The organism is Paenibacillus sp. 19GGS1-52 (assembly GCF_022369515.1).
Taxonomy (GTDB): Bacteria; Bacillota; Bacilli; order Paenibacillales; family Paenibacillaceae; genus Paenibacillus_AQ.
Map to the genome: position 1 here is coordinate 5,831,021 of NZ_CP059724.1, position 18,294 is coordinate 5,849,314.

The following is an 18,294-nucleotide window of genomic DNA, read 5'->3' on the forward strand; positions in this document are numbered from 1 at the left end:
ACTGTCGATAGTAAGCTGGAACGTGACTTCGGGTACGTGATGTCGGGCACGTGGCGTACTCTATTTGGTTTAACATGAATTTATGCCTCTAATTCTTCTATTTTCACGTTTTTCAAGAGATTATATTACAATTATGCTGTTAATTCTCTCCACTACGGCTGATTACTCTCATTCCCACCGATTTAGAGGCATAAATGTCAGCTAAATCAGTCTCGCAGCGCAAACAGCCATAATTAACGGCAAAAATGGATGTTAAATTTAAAGACATCCGCTCACCACGCTGAGGTATATGAGGATCTTAAGAACTATGTATAACAGTGCAAGCCACGGTCCTTTCCCGTAAAAGCACAGCGGAAGCATGCAAATTATTATATTTCTTAAAAACATTTGATATATGACGTACTATATCTTGCATTAATGACCACTATTGCGTATTATATAAGCATGCAAAGGGAAAAATATTCTAATATGACTCATATATGAAAGGAGGAATCGGCATCCGGCGCTCCTTTCCTAATGAGGGTCACCTTGCTGTATTCGGAAGTGGAGGGAAACTGTGATCGAACTGACATCCCGTCAATTGCAAATTATTGATATTGTAAAAAAAAGATCGCCGATTTCCGGCGAACAAATTGCCGAAAGCCTGCTTCTTAGCCGGCCCACGATCCGCTCCGATCTGTCGGTTCTGGTCATGCTTGAGTATATTGATGCCAAACCAAAGGTCGGGTATTTCCCCGGCAAAAAAGCCTCATCCGGCTTAGGCAGCAGTTATCTGCTGCAGGAAACCAAGGTCAAGGCTATTCAAAGCTTGCCTATTATTATCCGGGAGACCACAACGATTCAGGATGCGGTCGTTACCCTGTTTCTCCAGGATGTTGGCACTCTTATTATTTGTGACGTAGACGGCAAGCTGACTGGTGTCGCTTCCCGCAAGGATTTCTTAAAGGTCACGCTTGGCAACCCCGGTGCTGTTTCCATGCCTGTAAGTATGGTCATGACGCGTCAGCCCAAGGTAGTGACGATATTCCCTGATGACACGGTGCTTGATGCTGCGCATAAGATGATTTTTCACGAGGTAGACAGTTTGCCGGTGGTTGTTCCGAGCAGTGCAGAGGATGCCGGCACGAAGCTGGATGTGGTTGGGCGCCTAACGAAGACTTCCATCATAAAGCTTCTCCTCGAACTTGAACCCAAAGGATAACAGGAGGAATCAATGAGCATGGAGGAACCTTCTCACTTCATTACGATATGCTCGGATTCTTTAGGAGATACGGCGGAGGCTGTCGTGCAGGCCGTCTTACACCAATTCCAGAATCAGCGTGTCACGATTAGACGATATGGCAATGTAAGACATGAAGACGAGCTTAGAAAGCTGATGGAAGAAGCGGCTAAGCATCAAGGCTTTGTCGCTTACACCCTGGTACAACCAGAGCTTAGGGAGATGATTCGCGAGGAATCCGTTCGTCTCGACCTGCGCATCGTAGATATTATGGGCCCGATGATGCAGACCTTTATCGACACTTTCGATGATGCTCCGCAAGCAAGACCGGGCCTGCTGCACCAGCTCGACGAGAACTATTTCCGCCGGATTGAAGCGATTGAATTCACCGTCGCCTGCGATGACGGGCGTGATCTTGGCGCTATGCTGAAGGCGGATATCGTACTCTTGGGCATGTCCCGTACCTCCAAGACGCCGCTCAGCATCTTTTTGGCCCATCGGGGTAAGAAAGTGGTCAACTATCCGATCGTACCGGAAATCGGCCCGCCGCACCAGTTGTTCAGCCTGCCGCCGAACCGACTGATCGGACTGACGATGGACCCGGAGCATATGCTGAAGATCCGTTCCGAACGCCTGAAGGTGCTGGGCTTGCCAGTAGGCTCCCAGTACGCAAGTCTTGCACGGATCATGGAAGAAATGGAATATGCCGCAGTGCTGTTCACCAAGCTAGACTGTCCTATCATCGACATCACTGACAAAGCTATTGAAGAAACCGCTGGGATTATTATGGGTTACATTTAACCTCGGTAGAAATAATACAACATACAAGTGGAGGGATAAGCTATGGAACGCGAATTGGCTCTTGAAATTGTACGGGTAACAGAACTGGGTGCTTTGGCTTCAGCCCGCTGGATTGGCCGGGGCGATAAGAATGCAGCTGATGATGCGGCTACAACCGCTATCCGTTCCATGTTTGATTCCGTCTCCATTGATGGGACCGTAGTGATTGGCGAAGGCGAGATGGATGATGCGCCGATGCTCTATATCGGAGAAAGAGTTGGCAATAAGAAGGGTCCTTCGGTAGATGTCGCCGTTGATCCTCTAGAGGGCACAGAGGTAGTTGCTTGCGGACTGCATAACGCTCAATCTGTCATCGCTATTGCCGACAAAGGCAGCCTCCTCCATGCCCCTGATATTTATATGGAGAAGCTGGCCTGCGGCCCTGAACTGGCTGGCAAACTCCGTATTGAAGATTCTGTTGAGGTCACTCTGCAGAAAGCAAGTCTCATTACCGGCAAATCCCTCTCCGAGTTAACAGTGATGGTGCTGGACCGCAAGCGGCATGAAAAACTGATTGCCAGCCTGCGGCAGGCGGGTGTACGCATCAAACTGCTCGGACATGGCGACGTGGCCGGCGCAATTGCCGCAGCGCTGCCTGACAGTGATGTTGATCTGTACATGGGCTCGGGCGGAGCGCCTGAAGGCGTACTCGCCGCCGCTGCGCTGAAGTGCCTGGGCGGGGAAATGCAAGGAAAGCTGCTCCCTGAGGGTCCTTTCGAGATGCAGCGTTGCCTGCAGATGGGTATCGCCAATCCGACACGAGTGCTGTACATGGAGGACATGGTCGGCACTGGCGACGTCATCTTCGCCGCAACCGGAGTCACTTCAGGTGAGTTCTTAAGCGGTGTTCGCTTTATCGGCAAAGAGCGGGCCGAGACGCATTCAGTAATCATGCGCGCGCAGAGTCGCACCATCCGCTATATCCGCAGCATTCATTTTCTTCCCGGCAAAGAAATACCGGATACCTGGACAGGTAGACAAAACGTAGCCTCCTTATAGTTTAAGAGTCTTTCATAGGAAAGGGGATGTTCCGCCAGCCAGAATTATGGCCTGCGGGACATCCCCTTTCTTATAATCCATTCAGTCATCAGTCTCCTCAACCGCGCCTGTCATCCCCGGCCTGTGGATATCATGCTCTGCTCTGTCCCCAGTCAATTCAGGTTCAGGTGCGATACCGAGACCATCATCCTTTCTGTCTTCCAGTCCTGAGCCGTTAAAGGAAGCCTCTACTGTGTTCTTAACAGAATTGCCCGCAGCTACCTCTACCTGCACATTACGGTCGCCCTCTCCCCCTGCGGCGTTATCACTTTTGCCCTCAAAACGATCTCCATTCAGGGAATGATATTGCTTGAAAATACGATAGACATCCTGTTCATGCTCACCTTTCGCCTCCACCATTACAAGAATGTGGCCTTGGCCCACATACCGGTCATAACTTTCCGCCTCATCTTCTGGAATGCCTAGCCCGACCAGACCTCCGACCAAACCTCCAGTCCCCACACCCACGGCTACTCCAGCCAAAGTGGCTGCTATTGGCCCAGCGGCAATAATAGGCCCGATCCCGGGAATCGCCAAAGCGCCAATACCCACCAATAACCCTGTTAGTCCTCCCAGTAGACCGCCTGTTGTAGCTCCTGAAGCCATTCCTTCAGGTGCCTTTGTCCCTGTATCCTCATGGATGGAGTTAGAATCTTTTTTATTTTTGGTGATTACGGAGATATCATCTGAGCGGAACCCATGACGCTTTAATTCCTCAATCGCCCGTGAAGCATCAGGTTCTGCAGTGAAAACACCCACAATTTTCTTATCCATATCGTTTGCCTCCTGATTTAGTGATTGAATTAGTTTGCCCTGTTTCATTGCAAAATTAACCAAGGAATTCAACACTAAAATTCGCCATTATTCACCTAACTACGTTAAGTTGAAGTCATCTTAGCTTTCATCAATTTCGCCTAAAATGCCTCTTTGTTAATCCTTTGAGAACATTTGCCTTAAGCGCATTACAGATATTCTAAAAGGAGCTATACTCCCATTAGATATGTGAACAAAAGCAACATATATAAGGAGGCATAATCATGAATATGCGTTTGAAGGTTCTGAAGAAGCATCTCTTCTTCTGCTGTAGTGAACACTGTAATAATCAAGATGTCGAGGAAGTTATGCAGACGTTCAAGGAACAACTTGTGGAGAAAGGCATCAATAAAACAGTCAAAATCAACAAAAGCAGCTGTCTTGGCCTTTGCGGCAACGGTCCTTTTGTTATTGTGTACCCAGATGGTATTTGGTATTACAACGTAACTACTGATGATGTTGAGCGAATTGTAGAAGAGCATTTGATCAATGGAGTGCCTGTGGAGGAACTGGTTATGTTGAAGATGGAAGCCTGATATTCGCTAATTCATTTATGCTACCCAGGAAATTATGGAAGTCCCTTCTCTATTTTAGAGGATGGGGCTTTTTGCATGTTATCCGTCTTTTAAAGGTATAATGGAGATTACTCTTGAACAACCTTGTTCAGAAAAGAGGCTGAAGCAGCCATGGCTATATTTCATTATAATTCCGAACGTCCTTTCCGTGGCAATCCCGATTTACACCTTCATTATTGGGGTCAGGAGCAGTGTGCTCCAGGGCACTCGGTTGGACCCGGTGTACGTGACTTATACAAAATTCATTTTATTCATGGAGGAACCGGCACCGTTTCTGTCGGAGAACATTCCTATACCCTGCGGGCTGGTCAGGCTTTTCTGACCTATCCCCATATCGTTACTTTCTATGCAGCAGACCACTCTGATCCCTGGAATTATTCATGGGTGGCTTTTACTGGCGAACAGGTCGAATTTATGTTGTCCAAAACCTCTTTGTCGCCGGAGCAACCCGTCTTTCCAATGGACGAACACTTGATGCCAAGTCTGTACGAACGACTAATCCAAGCGGCAGAGCCAACAGATTGTCTTGATTTGCCATTAAAAGCGCTTATGTATGAGTTCTTTTCTCTATTACTGCAGACCGTGCCAGCCGCACCTGATATCCTTCCTTTACCAAAGCAAAAAAGTATTTACGTTGAGCAATGTCTCCACTTCCTGCATGCCCATTATTGCGAGAACGTTACGGTAGAGATGATGTCTGCAACGCTAAAACTGGATCGAAAATATTTATCAACCCTCTTCAAACGGACCATTGGCCTGCCTCCGCAGCAGTATTTATTGAACTTTCGGGTCGCCAAAGCCTGCGAGTTGCTGACAGAAACCACATGTACGATTGGTGAGATTTCACGCTCTGTCGGCTATCAGGACCCCTTGCTATTCTCGCGTATGTTTAAGAAGGTACGAGGCTGCTCACCCAAGGAATATCGTCTCCGTCATCTCCACAAAGAAGACATTGTTCTATAAAAAGCTTCCTTGCTGACATACGCTTCACTCTGTTCTTTCGCTACAATTAGAACGTAGCAACCGCTCACAAAACTTAAGCCCGTGCTTACGAAGTAGTTTTGCGAAGTAATCCATGTAGCGTATGCTACAAAACTAAGCCTATGCTTTCGAAGCGAGTTTTATTGCGATGCGTCTCAAGTAGTGAAGCTTCATAAAACTTTTAGGAGGAAACATAATGTACAATGCAAGTGCTACTAGATATGACAATATGACATATAACCGCACAGGCAAAAGTGGTTTGCTGCTTCCGGCAATTTCGCTCGGACTATGGCATAACTTCGGCGGAAATGATGTCTTTGAGAATGGTAGAGCGATGGTCAGAAGAGCCTTTGATCTCGGGATCACCCATTTTGATCTTGCCAACAACTACGGTCCACCCGCAGGTTCTGCGGAAGAGACTTTCGGGACTATTCTGAACAAGGATCTTACTGCCTACCGCGATGAATTGGTCATCTCCACTAAGGCCGGATATTATATGTGGCCAGGGCCTTATGGCGAATGGGGCTCCAAGAAATATCTGGTCTCGAGTCTGGATCAGAGCCTGAAACGGTTGGGACTTGATTATGTCGATATTTTCTACCACCACCGTCCAGATCCAAACACACCATTGGAAGAAACGATGGCTGCGCTGGATCTTATTGTCCGTCAAGGTAAGGCTCTTTATGTCGGCATATCCAACTATAAACCCGAAGAAGCGCGTGAAGCGGCCCAGATCCTGCGCCGGTTAGGAACACCATGCCTTATTCATCAGCCAAACTATTCTATGATGTCGCGTTGGATCGAAGATGGACTTCAGGATGTATTGGCTGAAGAAGGAATCGGCACCATCGCATTCTCACCGCTGCAAAAAGGTATTCTGACCGATCGTTATCTGAACGGCATCGCTGCCGATTCCCGTGCTGCCGGACCTAGCGTGTTCCTGTCCGAGAAAGAAATTACTGCAGAGGTTATTGGCAAGGTACAGAAGCTGAATGAGATTGCCGCCGCACGTGGACAGAAAATGTCGCAGCTAGCCTTATCGTGGGTACTCCGCGGGGGTAAAGTCACCTCAGCGCTTATCGGGGCCAGCAAAGTAAGCCAGATTGAGGATGCGGTAGCATCATTGAATGCACCAGAACTTAGTGCAGAAGAGCTGGAACAAATCGAGACTATTTTGCGGGGATAATTGAAGTATAGACTTAATTAGCAAAGACGACACATCAGACCGGGTCAGCATTAAGGCTGGCTCAGGTACTTACGTGCCGTCTTTTTTTCAATTTACTGCCCTCACCCAAATCTCTGCGTAATACATACCATAATTAGCAATCCCAGAACAAAGGAATAGGTTGAGGGTCGTTCATAGCCATGGCCATGGCTTTCCGGAATCAGCTCCTTATAGACAATGAAGAGCATGGCCCCTGCAGCAAAGGCTAGGCCGTAGCCCACAATATTCTGTATGGAGCTGGCGGTAAAATAACCGATCACTGCCGCTACTATTTCTATCAAGCCGGTTAGCGCAGCTAACGTCAGTGCCTTTAGTCTGGATGTCCGGGAATTCATTAGAAAGACGGCCAGAATTAATCCTTCCGGGATGTTTTGCGCACCGATGGCAATGGCAACCATAGGTCCCAGATTCCCCTGCTGGCTGGCATAGCTAAAGCCTGTACTCAGTCCTTCCGGAATGTTATGAATAAACAGAGCGATCATCACCAACAGCGCCTTCGAATCCATGTCGGTGTAGCCGGGTTTATTCTCCACATCCATATGGGGCAGATTATTCCCAATCAAATCAAGTAGCAGAACACCGGTAATCAAGCCTAAGAATAAAGCAATAAGACCTGACTCTATAATTGCTTGCGGGATTAATCCGAACATGGAAGCTGACACCATGATGCCTGCTGTGAACGCAACGAGAACGTCCTTCCATTTCTCCGATAACCTTTTTATGAACAAAATAGGAATCGCGCCAAGCACAGTCGCCATTGCTGATAATAAACTGCCAAGCAGCGCATTTGCCAAGTCTTCAACTCCCTTTGGGACAGGTCTGATAGACCAAGCATATGCTAAAGATCTGAAACCCAGTACCGAAAACACAGTTTATATAAGATCAAGTGTCTTCAGACTCCTGCTTCAGTATCACGTTTACATCAGGTAGCTGATATCTATAGAAGCTGAATGCACCTTCTCCTTTTTTCTCCAGTATATTTATTTTACATAGTATAGAAAGAACCTCTTCTAGTTGGCCTACGGACCTGCCTAGCTTCAGGGATAAGCCTTCAATGCTCTCGAAAGCACCTGAATTCTGTTGGAAGAATTGTGTGCATTTCATTTGCAATAAGATATGTATTTTCCCCTTCATATTCTCCCCTTCTTTGCTATAGTCGTTTTCTATTAATCCTATTATAATCCGTTTATATTAGCTAAGAAATCCCCGTATAGTCTTAATTATATTTCAAGTAAAACAATATGTAATAAGTAACTATTACTACAAAAAAAATAAAACAACTCCTACGAGCTGTTTTATTGTATACCGTATATTTGTTTGTAAAGTGCCGCGGTCGCTTTATTTCTATCCTTTATATCTAATTTTTGGAATATACTACTGATATGGTTTTTAACTGTATGTTCACTTATAAATAACTTCATCGCTATTTCCCTATTTCCATATCCTTTTGCAACCAGTCGAAGAACCTCATTTTCCCTTTTGGACAATTGCTCCATATTCTCTTTCACTTTATGGTTAGCTGCTTCATCTTCTTTCTCTTTAATAGAAAAGTCAGCTTCCAGAAAGATAGCTTTCTGATTATATTTGTCAAAAGCATGGATTAAAGCATTTGAATATCCCGACTTGGAATCCGTTTGTGATTCATCATCCTTTTGTTGTATGTAGGTAAGCGCCAATACTTGTCCAACTATAGAAACAGGAATGGCCCCTCCTTTGTTCCATATTTGGAATTCCTCAATGATACCTATAGTATCCTTCGCAAAAGAATGAGAAATGAGTATTTCTGTATCATAAAAAAGGATAGGACAGATTAATAAGGCCTGATGCTGCTCATCTTCTGTTAACGGTAACTGTGGCAATATGTCTGATAGATCCTTCTCCAGCACTTGTAATTCCTTAAATAATTCAGGATTCCACTGCTGTAGCGCACTTTGCAGCAACTTAATACGAGCAAGTTCTTCCAGTTCATTAATCATTAACTTTTGAATCAGCAACGTGTACAGCAGCCTGAAGGCATCTGCATAATAACTTGCTAGCCCATATTTATCGCGCATAACCTCAACACATAATACTGAAACCAAAGAATTATTGTACATAATAGGAACTTCAAGAACCGCGCGTCCTTGCTCCCAATGACATACTTGTTCTTCTCCAGTCGAAGTGACTTCCTCATCAAAATATTTACTGATTAGCTTTGAGGTTACGTCATGTAATTCCGGTTGTTGAATACCCCGAGACAGAAAATGCAGCTTGCCTGTTCTAAACTTATCACGGTATAACAAACAAACCAATGTAGTTTCCGTTATATTTAAAGTTGCGTCCAGCAGCAGATAGAAGAGCTGTTTCACTTGATTCGTTTCCTTAATACTTTTGAACAACTCAAATACAATGGTCATTAAAGCATTCATTTCACTATGTTCGGCTCTTAATCGTGTATTCGATAAGTGCAGTTGCAATAAATCCGCGCTTATCTTAATAAATGGCTGAGACTGAAGCTCCGGAAGATAGGAATACATCCCGCCAAAATACACACCATCCACAGCAGATTCATTAAAAATGGGATAGCAGAATAACTGCTTAATGGGCAGATTGAGCTTTTTGAAAAAATCATTCCTTGGATCTTTGTCTGTATGCCTCCAAATTTCACATTTAGAGGTTGCAGCAACTTTTCCCAGAATCCCCTCCCCTGGAAGAAATTTATGCTCTCTAAGGGCCTCACTCTGTTTACCACTGGTATAAAGGATTTGGAAAGAATCATCTTTATTTTTAATGGCGTACGCTAAAAAGTCGACTTCAGGCAAAAAATCATGAAGACTTTCAAGAAATTCAGCCTGTGCATTTCTCTGCGTATGCATGTCCCCCAGGATCTGATTCAATTGCCCCAGATGCTTCTCCCGCTTCTCTACTTCCATTTGGCTAGTTAATATAGTAGTCAACAGACTTGAGTACATATCAAAATAATGAATAACTTGTCGAACCTCATCAGGAGATTTCTGTATCATTTCACCGTACACTTTAAATGGCCTGTCATTCACATCAACAGTTACAGCTTCTTCAGTAAAAAATCCAGACCAAATATAGTAATCCGGATAATCTGCTAGTGTCACCGGATAAAGCATCAGCTTTGTACCAAAAAAGGCAGTAGACTGTCCTTCAATGACTCGTGGACTCTTCGAAGCTCCGTAAGTCAATATTGTCCTTTTCATATATTCTTTAATCTCATAGTGCTGAGTAACATGATCTGTGATGGGATCTATAATGGTTGGCGGTATAATACACTCCCCATCTATATTGGTGATGAATATCGATAACTGTACTTTGTTTGATAATCCATCCTGAATTATCCCAAACCCATCCATACAGTGTTTCATAGCTCTAACCCGCCCATCTGGTTGTAATATACTTTCTCTTACCATTTCAGTTTGTTATTGATAATATTTTTCTTCTTTTTGTAATAATCAAGGAAGTAACGCTTCCTCGCTGTTCAACTTTCATACTATCACATAAATTCCTAATAATGTATAATCCACGACCTCTAGAAGCTTCTGTCTGCAATTCTATGTCTGAATTTATACTGTACGGAGAGCCTATCTGACTGATCATCAGATCCATTCCGTCTTTATATAGCTCCCATTTAAGCCAGAAAGTACTATACATTCTCCCATGATCTACCACATTCATACAGGCTTCTTCAGTCATCAGCTTGAGAAAGATGGTTTCCTTGGAATCGAATCCTATATCCTCTGCATAAGAGCCCGTCAAGTCCATCGCTAATTCAATATCTGTTTTTCCTCTTAGCAGCAAGCAATGTTCCGCGCTCGTAGTCATCATAGTTTGTCCTCTTTCTGGTCATCTTCATTCGAGTTTATCCGATACTTACTAGACATATCCTTCAAGCTAAACGACATATGGGTGAGATGACCCACTAAGGTAGACGTTTTAGTAATATGAGACTGGTTCTCTTCCGCTAGCCTAGAAATTTGATTCACTGAAGCCATCACTTCCTTGGTATGAACCTCCTGTTCATCACTTGCTTGCAGGATATCAGCAATACGATTTCCCATATCACCAATGGCATGAAGAATCCGCTGGAATACTTGTTCCGCCTCCATATTCTGCTCAACACCGACCTTGATCGCCTCTTCAGCATGCCGCATATATTCATTCACCCCAAGAATCAAAGCATTGATAACTTGTGTAGATTGAGAGGTTCTATCCGCAAGCTTCTGAATTTCCTCGGCTACAACAGCAAACCCTCTTCCTGAATCTCCTGCTCTAGCGGCTTCAATAGCTGCATTAAGCGCCAAAAGGTTAGTTTGACTGGAAATATCACTAATAATCGAAACAGTGTCGGAAATTTTCGCAGTATTTACAATGAGCTCATTAGTCGTAGACCGGATATGGAACATACTTTCTCTAGAGCTATTCACTACTATTCCACCTTGCTTCCCCAGGTGAACTGCTTCTTCTGATGAAGCACTAGCCATGGAGGCAAATTTGACTACGGATTGAACTCCCTGCTCCATTACATACATTTTATTGGATACTTGAAGCACGGAATCAAATTGACCTGATGATCCTTGCGTCAGATATTCAAAGGCTTGATTGATTTGTTTACTATGAGAATCCAACTGGCCGGCATGCTGAGATATTTCATGAATATCCTTAGTTAGGCTCAAGACCAAATAGCGGTACGATTCCCAGAGTTCTCCCAAATCATCCTTTCTGGTAGTAGCTTCTATATTCTCCGTCAGATCTCCCGTTGCGACCTTTTTCATTAACTGGGTGAGATCCTTGATTGGCTTAGTTAATCGCTTAGCCATGATCCAACCCACTAAACCTGCAAGGATCGGAAAGATTCCTCCAATCTTAAAGGTAAAAGCCAGCATTTCCTTGGTACGCTGCGTAATAATGTTGGCATCAAACTCTACCATCATTAATCCAACAATCTGGGAATCTGCGGTCATGATGGGGGCATAACCAGCTTTTCGTTTGAGGCCATTGTAATTATAGAGTTCCGAATAAACGGGGTGATGCATCTGAATAAGACTATCACGCAGGGATGCAGCTATAGGCACGGTGTCTCCCGTCTTTATTCCACTTTCTCTCATGCGACTATCTGCAACCAGGATTGTTCCATCAACAGTTATAATAGCTGCATCTAGAAAAATAGGTTTATGGTCCACAATGCCATCCACCTTAGCCTGCAGAGTGGGAAGTACTGTAGTATCCCCTTTAGCAAGTTGCAGAAGTTGGTTGGGATCAATCAATGTAGTCGTAATATTGGCGCACCCGACCAATTCTTCACCGGCAGCTTTATCAATCTGGTTGTAATTCACATAATAGCCAGCGGTCAAGATGGACATCACACTAAAGAGGACAAGTGAAATTGATAACAGAGACAGTTTGCCCGTAATGCCTAATCTAAGCTTCATACAGCGCCCCCTTAATATGGATCTCATCACCATGACTCTTCCCGCTTGGGATAAGGTAGGCTATCCCCTGCTCTGTCTGAACTTTACAGTGAATTGTGCCTTTTCCTGTTACTTCAATCTTGCCTCCTGTATAGATCTCAGAATAAGAAGCAGAAGCAAAGCTAATATCACACGGTTGGGTAGACAATGCTTCGACCCGTTCCACTGCAGTTTGGAGATATATACTAATTCCTTTCATCTGTCCTTCATCTTTTTGCAGGGCGATTCGTTCTTCATTCATAAACGCACTTAAGCGAATTTTTAAGATTTGTATATATTCAGGCAATCCAGTTTTCACTTTGTCCAATTTTTGCAGGAATTCAGTTACCTCTTCAAAAAACTTCTTATGTTTTACTTGAATGAGAATATTTAAAAGTGTGCCATATCCGTACCCTTTGTTATTGGCCATTTCACTAAATTTCTGCATAGCTATGATCAGGGTTTCAAAGGATTTATTCAGTTGAAAAAGTTCTTTGTAAAACATACTAGCGAGCATAGAGGGCTTGCCCGCACTTAATGTCGTGTTCAGAACTGTACCGGTGATTGAAATACTGCCTGCAGCAATTATTGAACCTTTAAATACATTTCCTTTCACCATTACTTTGCCCAATGCTTCAACATGCACACCGTCATGAACGTCGCCATGAATAGTTATATCTCCGGTAAAATAGATGTTTCCCTTTTCATAAGTGGCATCCCCATAATGTTCATATACGGCTATAATCCTCAATAAATAACTATTCTTATTGGTTACTAGTATCGGTCTTCCAGGTATCAGTGCGTACCAAACATTAGATCTGAATTCAACCGAAGGGTCAAAGGGGATCTGGATATCCTTAACCGGTTCTGATCCTATAGAATTCCCCTTAAGGTTCATCCCAGGTTCACCTGGTTCAGAAGGATGATACACAGCAATTTTTGTCCCTTTGTCCACAGTAGGAATTACCAGCTCAGATGTAAAATCAACTACACCATTGTTCTCATTGACACCTCTATGAAAGGTTTCATCCGAAAAGAAGGTTTCGATCCAAGCGTCAGAACCCTTTGTGCTCGCTATACCTTTACCTATTAGTATTTCTTTACCCGTGGGCAATTCCAGCTCCTGTTTCAATACATCCTTATTCACAAACTGGGGTGCAACACCTATCTGTTCAATTCTATCCATAAGCCCTTCTAGCGCTAATCTCCTCTTGAGATCGGGTTTATAAGCAATCCCTACAGAAATATTATCATTTTGGAGTCTAACAGCGGGAACTGCTTCTAGTTCAAACTTATGATGTATGAGTATATACAACTCCATGTCCTGCGCTCTTAGGCTTAACGTGTAGCCAGAGTTTTGCTCCCCTATGTATGTCCATATCACATTATCTTTTGAAGAGACTCTCATTCTTTCTGTCAAAGTAACTTCGTTTATACTAATAACGAAGTCTTTAAAGGGAGGATCGATGCTATAGGCTTGATTGGAGGCAATCTTAATATTATTGCCCTGAATACTGACAATACCCAATAGTTGTTCTCCTTCTAAAGAGTAGCCCACAATAATCACCTCTTTGTTCACAGTAAGGCTATTTTAATCATAAATTATATACAAATTATGATTAGAATATATATACATATATATAATTTCACTTACAATCGGGCTAATTCCAGAAAATCCATATTTCTCTTTTCATGGAATCTACTTTGCCCCTTGTTTTTGGTGTGATACATAGCGATATCAGCATTACTAATTAATGACTCTGCATCCTCGCAACATAATCCCTAGAACTGAACAGTTCTCTGTGGAATCATCAATGATTAAGATCCTTTTCAATATCATATTTAACCAGCCCCCCCACTAGTAAATTAATTACAAGACAGTGTATCTAAATCCGACTGTATTGAATTATCGATTTCAACACTGCTAATAGGTTGCTGTTTAGGCAATTGAATATTAACAATAGTGCCTTTTTCGATATCTGTGTAATAGATGAGCGTACCATAATGTTTCTGGATAATACTTCTGCACAGCATTCCCCCCATTCCAATCCCCTTCTCCTTAGTTGAAAAGAAGGGCTGCCCCAGGTAAGGAACTCGCTCCGCCGAAATGCCCGTACCTTTATCCTCTATTTGGATATTCACATAATCCTGATCATAGTCAACGATTCGGATCGAAATAACTCCACCTTCAGTCATGGACTCGGCAGCATTTATGAGTTGATTATTCAGCAGCATGCTAATTAATCTCTGCTCACATTCGATATCCCGATGGTATCCGCATTTGATCTCCACCTGTATTCCTGCCTCCTGTAAAACAGGATACAGATCGTCCAGACAATTGTGGACCACATTCTTTAGCTTAACGTTTCTAAAGTTCAGGTTGTCGATGTCATCGACCCTTGCTAAGAACTCTAAGCCATCCATTAATTTCTCCAATATTACGATTTGTGAATGAATGAGAGTAGAATGTTTAGGGCTTATGGAATCCCTCAGCAGTGTTGTATACCCTTTTATAACAGTAATTGGATTTCTTACTTCATGAACAATACCCGCTGCCATCCGCTTCACAATATCCATATCATCGGTCATTTCAAGCCCACCTTCCGTGCATTATACTGCAACATTTGCTGATTTCAGTATTAATACAAATACATGAACAGAAAATGACAAGATAAGATGATATTATGAAGGCATAAATCGGTTCTTTAGTCCTATTGAGTACCATTAATATGCGGTAGCGCAAGAATATTGTTATAATTTGTATCTTCCAGCTGATTTCCTAATTTTACAGCTTAATTACATCTATTGGTAATCACTCTTGTTTCCTATTTATGATTCCACGAGAATAAGAAACTGTTCCTATAGCGCTACAAAAAAAGGCCTCTCCCGAGTTCAAAGAACTCAAGAGAAACCTCTAGTCTAATAGGAATTTGTTGGTGATACTCCTATACTCTACTAATAAACTCGGCGATATCTGTCTTAATCAGCTGCAGCGCGTTTCTCCAGAAATCAATGGAATGTACATCTACTCCCATAATAGCAGCTGCATCAACGATATTATTCTTGCTTGTTGCACTCAGGAACAGGCGGTATTGGCTGATGAATTCCGCTCCCCTTTTTAAATATTCAGCATACAGCCCTTTAGAGAATAGCAGTCCGAAGGAATATGGAAAATTCAAAAACTCATTACCAGCCATAAAATAACCAGCCTTGTTCATCCACATATAAGCATGGAGTGTAGTCTCGTCTATACTTTCACCATATGCCTCTACCATACAGGAATGCATTAATTCATTCAGTTCCTGAACGGATAACGGCCCTGACGCTCTTCTTGTAAATAATTGAAGTTCAAATAAATAGCGGGCATAGAAGTCCACCAGATAATAACCGGCATCGGAAATGCTTCTTTCCAGAATCGGGAGAGCCTCCTTCCCTGAGGCATTGCTGATTAAGACCTGATTCACCAAGGTCTCGCAGAATATCGAGGCCGTCTCAGCAATTGGTATCGGATAATCCGTGTTCAGCATCGTTTCATGGCTCAGACAGGAACTATGATAGGCATGGCCAATTTCATGGGCAAGCACGCTAATATCCAATGAAGTTCCGGTAAAGCAAGTCATAATTCTACTCTCTTGAATAGGAAAGATATCGATGCATAATCCATATCCAGCCTTGCCTGCTCGTGGCTCTGCATCAATCCAGCACTGGTCGAAGACCTTCTCGGCAAATTCAGCCAGCTCCCGGCTAAAGGTTGCGAAGCTGGATATAATGATGTCCTTCGCCTCCGTGTAGGTTGCTGGTACCGTCTCCTCACCGATCGGTGCAAAGATATCATAAAAAGGAAGAGCATCCTGATGCCCCAAAATTCCAGCCTTCTTCCGATAGTAGGTATGAAAGCTTGGCAGACTTTCCTTAAGCGCATTAAGCATGGCATCCAAGGTTTCACTATCCATTCTCGAAGCCTCAAGCACCTTCTCCAGTGAAGAAGAGTAACCTCTCATTCCATAGATGGTTAACGCCTCACCACTAATACCGTTGATGCTGGCTGCACAGACTGGCGCAAGCTGTTGACAGGCTTCAATCTCTGCAGTATAAGCAGCGAGTCTTAATTCCGCCTTACTCTCATAAGCCATACTTCTCAGTTTAGAGAGTGTAACCTGTCTAGATTCGCCTTCAATAGAGATCACTGTACGCACATTTGAAGCACGCTCCATGTAGAGCCTTTCCCACGCTTTGGAGCCTGTGCTCTGCATGCTGGCTATAGCTACTTCAACTTCTGCACTTAACACATGACGAGATTGCGCCAACAGCTCTTGCAGATAAAATCGATGCTCCAGCAAATAGGGTGAACTCCCGATAAACTCATCGATATTCTCACAGCCGGCAAGCCAAAGCTTAAAGCTAGCAACTGTCCCGGCAATTTCAGAATTCACCTGCTCCATATCATCTGCAAGATTCATAGCTTCCATATGGTCACTATCCGCACTGAGAATTAATTCTGCATAAGCCAACAAACACACATATACGCTTTTATATTGGTTATACAGCCTTAGAAAGGCTTCGATTGCTGCTGCAGGACCCTGAGTGTTCTCTAGCACACTCTTAGTCCACTGGTTTAAAGCCTTGCTATGTTGATCAAGCAGCTCCCGGTCTGCGCTTAGCTTTGGGGAATCAAAGGAAGGATACAAAGTATCCAGATTCCAGGTCATATCCATTTGTGAATCACTCCAATGTATAGGGCAATGTTATTTCAACCATGGTACCTTGTAGATTATTGTTACTAAACTGAATCGTCCCCTGATGATCATGGATAATTTTTTGACTAATCATAATTCCTAATCCAGTGCCACCGGACTTCGTTGTGAAAAAAGGTGTACCAATTTGACTAAGAATATCAGTAGGTATGCCTTTACCCTGATCTATAAATCGGATTAATACATGCTGCTTCTGTCTGCATACCTGAACTCTAATCTCCGTTCCCGGGGACTAGCTTCTATGGCGTTTTTTAGGATATTAATAAAAACTTGCTTCAGCTTATTCTCAGCACATCTTATGTATAAACTAGCCTCTTGCTCGAATATTTCTAAATTAATCTCATTCTCCGACAAATGAGCTTGGCCATTAAGTAGGGTTACCGTTTGTTTCAATAAGGTTATAAGATCTTTATTAAGAAATTCTGAACTTGTTGGTTTCGCAAGCAGCAGTAGCTCCCCAATAATAGAATTAATGCGATCGACCTCAGAGATAACCAAATCACTATATTTCTCACTTAATTGGGATTGGGCAAATAATAATTGTACAAAGCCTCTAATACTAGTTAAGGGATTGCGTATCTCATGGGCTATTCCAGCCGAAAGCTCTCCGATTAACGAGATGCTCTCGGTCTTCCTCAATAATTCTTCCGTTATTCTCCGTTCCGAAATATCACGAACTATAGAAACTACCATTGTCTTATTGTTAAGTTTAAATGTCCTCGAACTAATTTCCACGGGTTTGGTCGATCCATCCTTGGTGATATGAATCCACTCTGTAAAAGTGGATCTTCCTTGAATAATAGTTGAGAAGGTATCCTTAATTTTATGCTTAAGACTTGGGTGGGCAATATCATTTACTGATCTCGAGAGAAGTTCAAGCTTAGTATAACCAAGCATTTGGCAAGCCATATCGTTTACATCGATAAACTTCGAAGGTTTTCCTTGATGATCCTGCTGGTAGAAATAGATAGCATCATTGACTTGGTTAAACAATTTGAAATATTTCATTTCCGATAGTTTCGTTTCTGTAACGTCTCTGGATAGACACACGTAAGAAATAATCTTCCCAGTAGGCTCTTTTACCGAAGTAATAGACAGACTGACGCTGATAAGTTCACCATCCTTTTTTAACCTGAACGTATCCAGTGAGAAAACCTCATGCCCCTGGTCAATATACTGAGAGAGTCTGTCTCGTTCCTCGATTAACTCAGGGGGGATGTGGGGGAGTTTCAAACTTTTCAAATCATCTTTAGTCCAACCATACATTTTAGTGAAAGATGAATTAACATATACCACCTTTTTATTAGTGTCTAAAATATAGATAGCATCCGGGCTGTTCTCAACATAAGAATATAAGGAATACTGCGGAATTTCGGTCTGATATACATTTGGCATA

General features: G+C 43.1%; 17 protein-coding genes. 6 read left to right on the plus strand and 11 right to left on the minus strand.

The features are described from left to right. Nucleotides 1-556: 556 nt before the first annotated feature. From H1230_RS27040 to glpX, 3 genes are read left to right on the plus strand one after another with little or no spacing between them, the layout of a single operon-like run. Nucleotides 557-1,201, plus strand: coding sequence for a helix-turn-helix transcriptional regulator (locus H1230_RS27040; RefSeq protein ID WP_239712901.1), 645 nt, complete (start codon nt 557-559; stop codon nt 1,199-1,201). 18 nt (nt 1,202-1,219) lie between these two features. Further along, nucleotides 1,220-2,020: a pyruvate, water dikinase regulatory protein gene (locus H1230_RS27045; protein ID WP_239712902.1), complete on the plus strand. Its 801-nt coding sequence runs from the start codon at nt 1,220-1,222 to the stop codon at nt 2,018-2,020. Between the two features lie 42 nt (nt 2,021-2,062). Then, entirely contained in the window at nt 2,063-3,058 is a 996-nt protein-coding gene (glpX, locus tag H1230_RS27050) for a class II fructose-bisphosphatase (RefSeq protein ID WP_239712903.1), read from the plus strand. Between the two features lie 81 nt (nt 3,059-3,139). Here the strand turns inward: glpX and H1230_RS27055 are convergent, their stop codons facing one another. Then, a complete protein-coding gene (locus H1230_RS27055; RefSeq protein ID WP_239712904.1) occupies nt 3,140-3,871 on the minus strand; it encodes a general stress protein in 732 nt (243 codons plus the stop codon). Nucleotides 3,872-4,134: 263 nt separating this feature from the next. On the opposite strand from H1230_RS27055, the gene H1230_RS27060 reads away from it, so the two are divergent. The 3 genes from H1230_RS27060 to H1230_RS27070 all read left to right on the plus strand — a co-directional run bounded on the left by H1230_RS27060 (nt 4,135) and on the right by H1230_RS27070 (nt 6,652). Then, nucleotides 4,135-4,446 carry a (2Fe-2S) ferredoxin domain-containing protein gene (locus H1230_RS27060; RefSeq protein ID WP_239712905.1) on the plus strand — a complete coding sequence of 104 codons (312 nt, stop codon included), beginning with the start codon at nt 4,135-4,137 and terminating at the stop codon, nt 4,444-4,446. 150 nt (nt 4,447-4,596) lie between these two features. Continuing rightward, nucleotides 4,597-5,448: an AraC family transcriptional regulator gene (locus H1230_RS27065; protein WP_239712906.1), complete on the plus strand. Its 852-nt coding sequence runs from the start codon at nt 4,597-4,599 to the stop codon at nt 5,446-5,448. A 214-nt stretch (nt 5,449-5,662) separates the two neighbouring features. Beyond that, nucleotides 5,663-6,652 (plus strand): aldo/keto reductase, encoded by a 990-nt coding sequence (locus tag H1230_RS27070; RefSeq protein WP_481857097.1) that lies wholly within the window; start codon nt 5,663-5,665, stop codon nt 6,650-6,652. Nucleotides 6,653-6,753: 101 nt separating this feature from the next. On the opposite strand, the gene H1230_RS27075 is transcribed toward H1230_RS27070, so the two are convergent. The 10 genes from H1230_RS27075 to H1230_RS27115 all read right to left on the minus strand — a co-directional run bounded on the left by H1230_RS27075 (nt 6,754) and on the right by H1230_RS27115 (nt 18,293). Next, nucleotides 6,754-7,485, minus strand: coding sequence for a ZIP family metal transporter (locus H1230_RS27075; protein ID WP_239712907.1), 732 nt, complete (start codon nt 7,483-7,485; stop codon nt 6,754-6,756). A gap of 88 nt (nt 7,486-7,573) precedes the next feature. After that, nucleotides 7,574-7,825, minus strand: coding sequence for a hypothetical protein (locus H1230_RS27080; RefSeq protein WP_239712908.1), 252 nt, complete (start codon nt 7,823-7,825; stop codon nt 7,574-7,576). Between the two features lie 161 nt (nt 7,826-7,986). Next, nucleotides 7,987-10,062 (minus strand): helix-turn-helix domain-containing protein, encoded by a 2,076-nt coding sequence (locus tag H1230_RS27085; RefSeq protein ID WP_239712909.1) that lies wholly within the window; start codon nt 10,060-10,062, stop codon nt 7,987-7,989. Between the two features lie 46 nt (nt 10,063-10,108). Then, complete coding sequence (locus tag H1230_RS27090; RefSeq protein WP_239712910.1) at nt 10,109-10,522, minus strand: ATP-binding protein; 414 nt, start codon at nt 10,520-10,522, stop codon at nt 10,109-10,111. Further along, entirely contained in the window at nt 10,519-12,126 is a 1,608-nt protein-coding gene (locus tag H1230_RS27095) for a methyl-accepting chemotaxis protein (RefSeq protein WP_239712911.1), read from the minus strand. Before H1230_RS27095 ends, H1230_RS27090 begins: the two co-directional genes overlap by 4 nt. Next, nucleotides 12,116-13,672, minus strand: coding sequence for a FapA family protein (locus H1230_RS27100; protein ID WP_239712912.1), 1,557 nt, complete (start codon nt 13,670-13,672; stop codon nt 12,116-12,118). The genes H1230_RS27095 and H1230_RS27100 overlap by 11 nt, the downstream gene beginning before the upstream one ends. 338 nt (nt 13,673-14,010) lie before the next feature. Next, complete coding sequence (locus H1230_RS27105; protein ID WP_239712913.1) at nt 14,011-14,733, minus strand: sensor histidine kinase; 723 nt, start codon at nt 14,731-14,733, stop codon at nt 14,011-14,013. A 356-nt stretch (nt 14,734-15,089) separates the two neighbouring features. Next, nucleotides 15,090-16,859, minus strand: a complete 1,770-nt coding sequence (locus H1230_RS27110; protein WP_239712914.1) for a M3 family oligoendopeptidase — start codon at nt 16,857-16,859, stop codon at nt 15,090-15,092. Between the two features lie 7 nt (nt 16,860-16,866). Further along, nucleotides 16,867-17,115, minus strand: a complete 249-nt coding sequence (locus tag H1230_RS31785; protein WP_481857192.1) for an ATP-binding protein — start codon at nt 17,113-17,115, stop codon at nt 16,867-16,869. After that, complete coding sequence (locus H1230_RS27115; RefSeq protein ID WP_239712915.1) at nt 17,076-18,293, minus strand: PAS domain S-box protein; 1,218 nt, start codon at nt 18,291-18,293, stop codon at nt 17,076-17,078. The genes H1230_RS31785 and H1230_RS27115 overlap by 40 nt, the downstream gene beginning before the upstream one ends. Nucleotide 18,294 lies beyond the last annotated feature (1 nt).

Excerpts from the sequence above, each read along its gene's own strand:
- H1230_RS27045 (WP_239712902.1), top strand. The coding sequence starts at position 1,220 with ATGGAGGAACCTTCTCACTTCATTACGATATGCTCGGATTCTTTAGGA.
- glpX (WP_239712903.1), top strand. The coding sequence starts at position 2,063 with ATGGAACGCGAATTGGCTCTTGAAATTGTACGGGTAACAGAACTGGGT.
- H1230_RS27055 (WP_239712904.1), bottom strand. The coding sequence starts at position 3,871 with ATGGATAAGAAAATTGTGGGTGTTTTCACTGCAGAACCTGATGCTTCA.
- H1230_RS27060 (WP_239712905.1), top strand. The coding sequence starts at position 4,135 with ATGAATATGCGTTTGAAGGTTCTGAAGAAGCATCTCTTCTTCTGCTGT.
- H1230_RS27065 (WP_239712906.1), top strand. The coding sequence starts at position 4,597 with ATGGCTATATTTCATTATAATTCCGAACGTCCTTTCCGTGGCAATCCC.
- H1230_RS27070 (WP_481857097.1), top strand. The coding sequence starts at position 5,663 with ATGTACAATGCAAGTGCTACTAGATATGACAATATGACATATAACCGC.
- H1230_RS27080 (WP_239712908.1), bottom strand. The coding sequence starts at position 7,825 with ATGAAGGGGAAAATACATATCTTATTGCAAATGAAATGCACACAATTC.
- H1230_RS27085 (WP_239712909.1), bottom strand. The coding sequence starts at position 10,062 with ATGAAACACTGTATGGATGGGTTTGGGATAATTCAGGATGGATTATCA.
- H1230_RS27090 (WP_239712910.1), bottom strand. The coding sequence starts at position 10,522 with ATGATGACTACGAGCGCGGAACATTGCTTGCTGCTAAGAGGAAAAACA.
- H1230_RS27095 (WP_239712911.1), bottom strand. The coding sequence starts at position 12,126 with ATGAAGCTTAGATTAGGCATTACGGGCAAACTGTCTCTGTTATCAATT.
- H1230_RS27105 (WP_239712913.1), bottom strand. The coding sequence starts at position 14,733 with ATGACCGATGATATGGATATTGTGAAGCGGATGGCAGCGGGTATTGTT.
- H1230_RS27110 (WP_239712914.1), bottom strand. The coding sequence starts at position 16,859 with ATGGATATGACCTGGAATCTGGATACTTTGTATCCTTCCTTTGATTCC.
- H1230_RS27115 (WP_239712915.1), bottom strand. The coding sequence starts at position 18,293 with ATGCCAAATGTATATCAGACCGAAATTCCGCAGTATTCCTTATATTCT.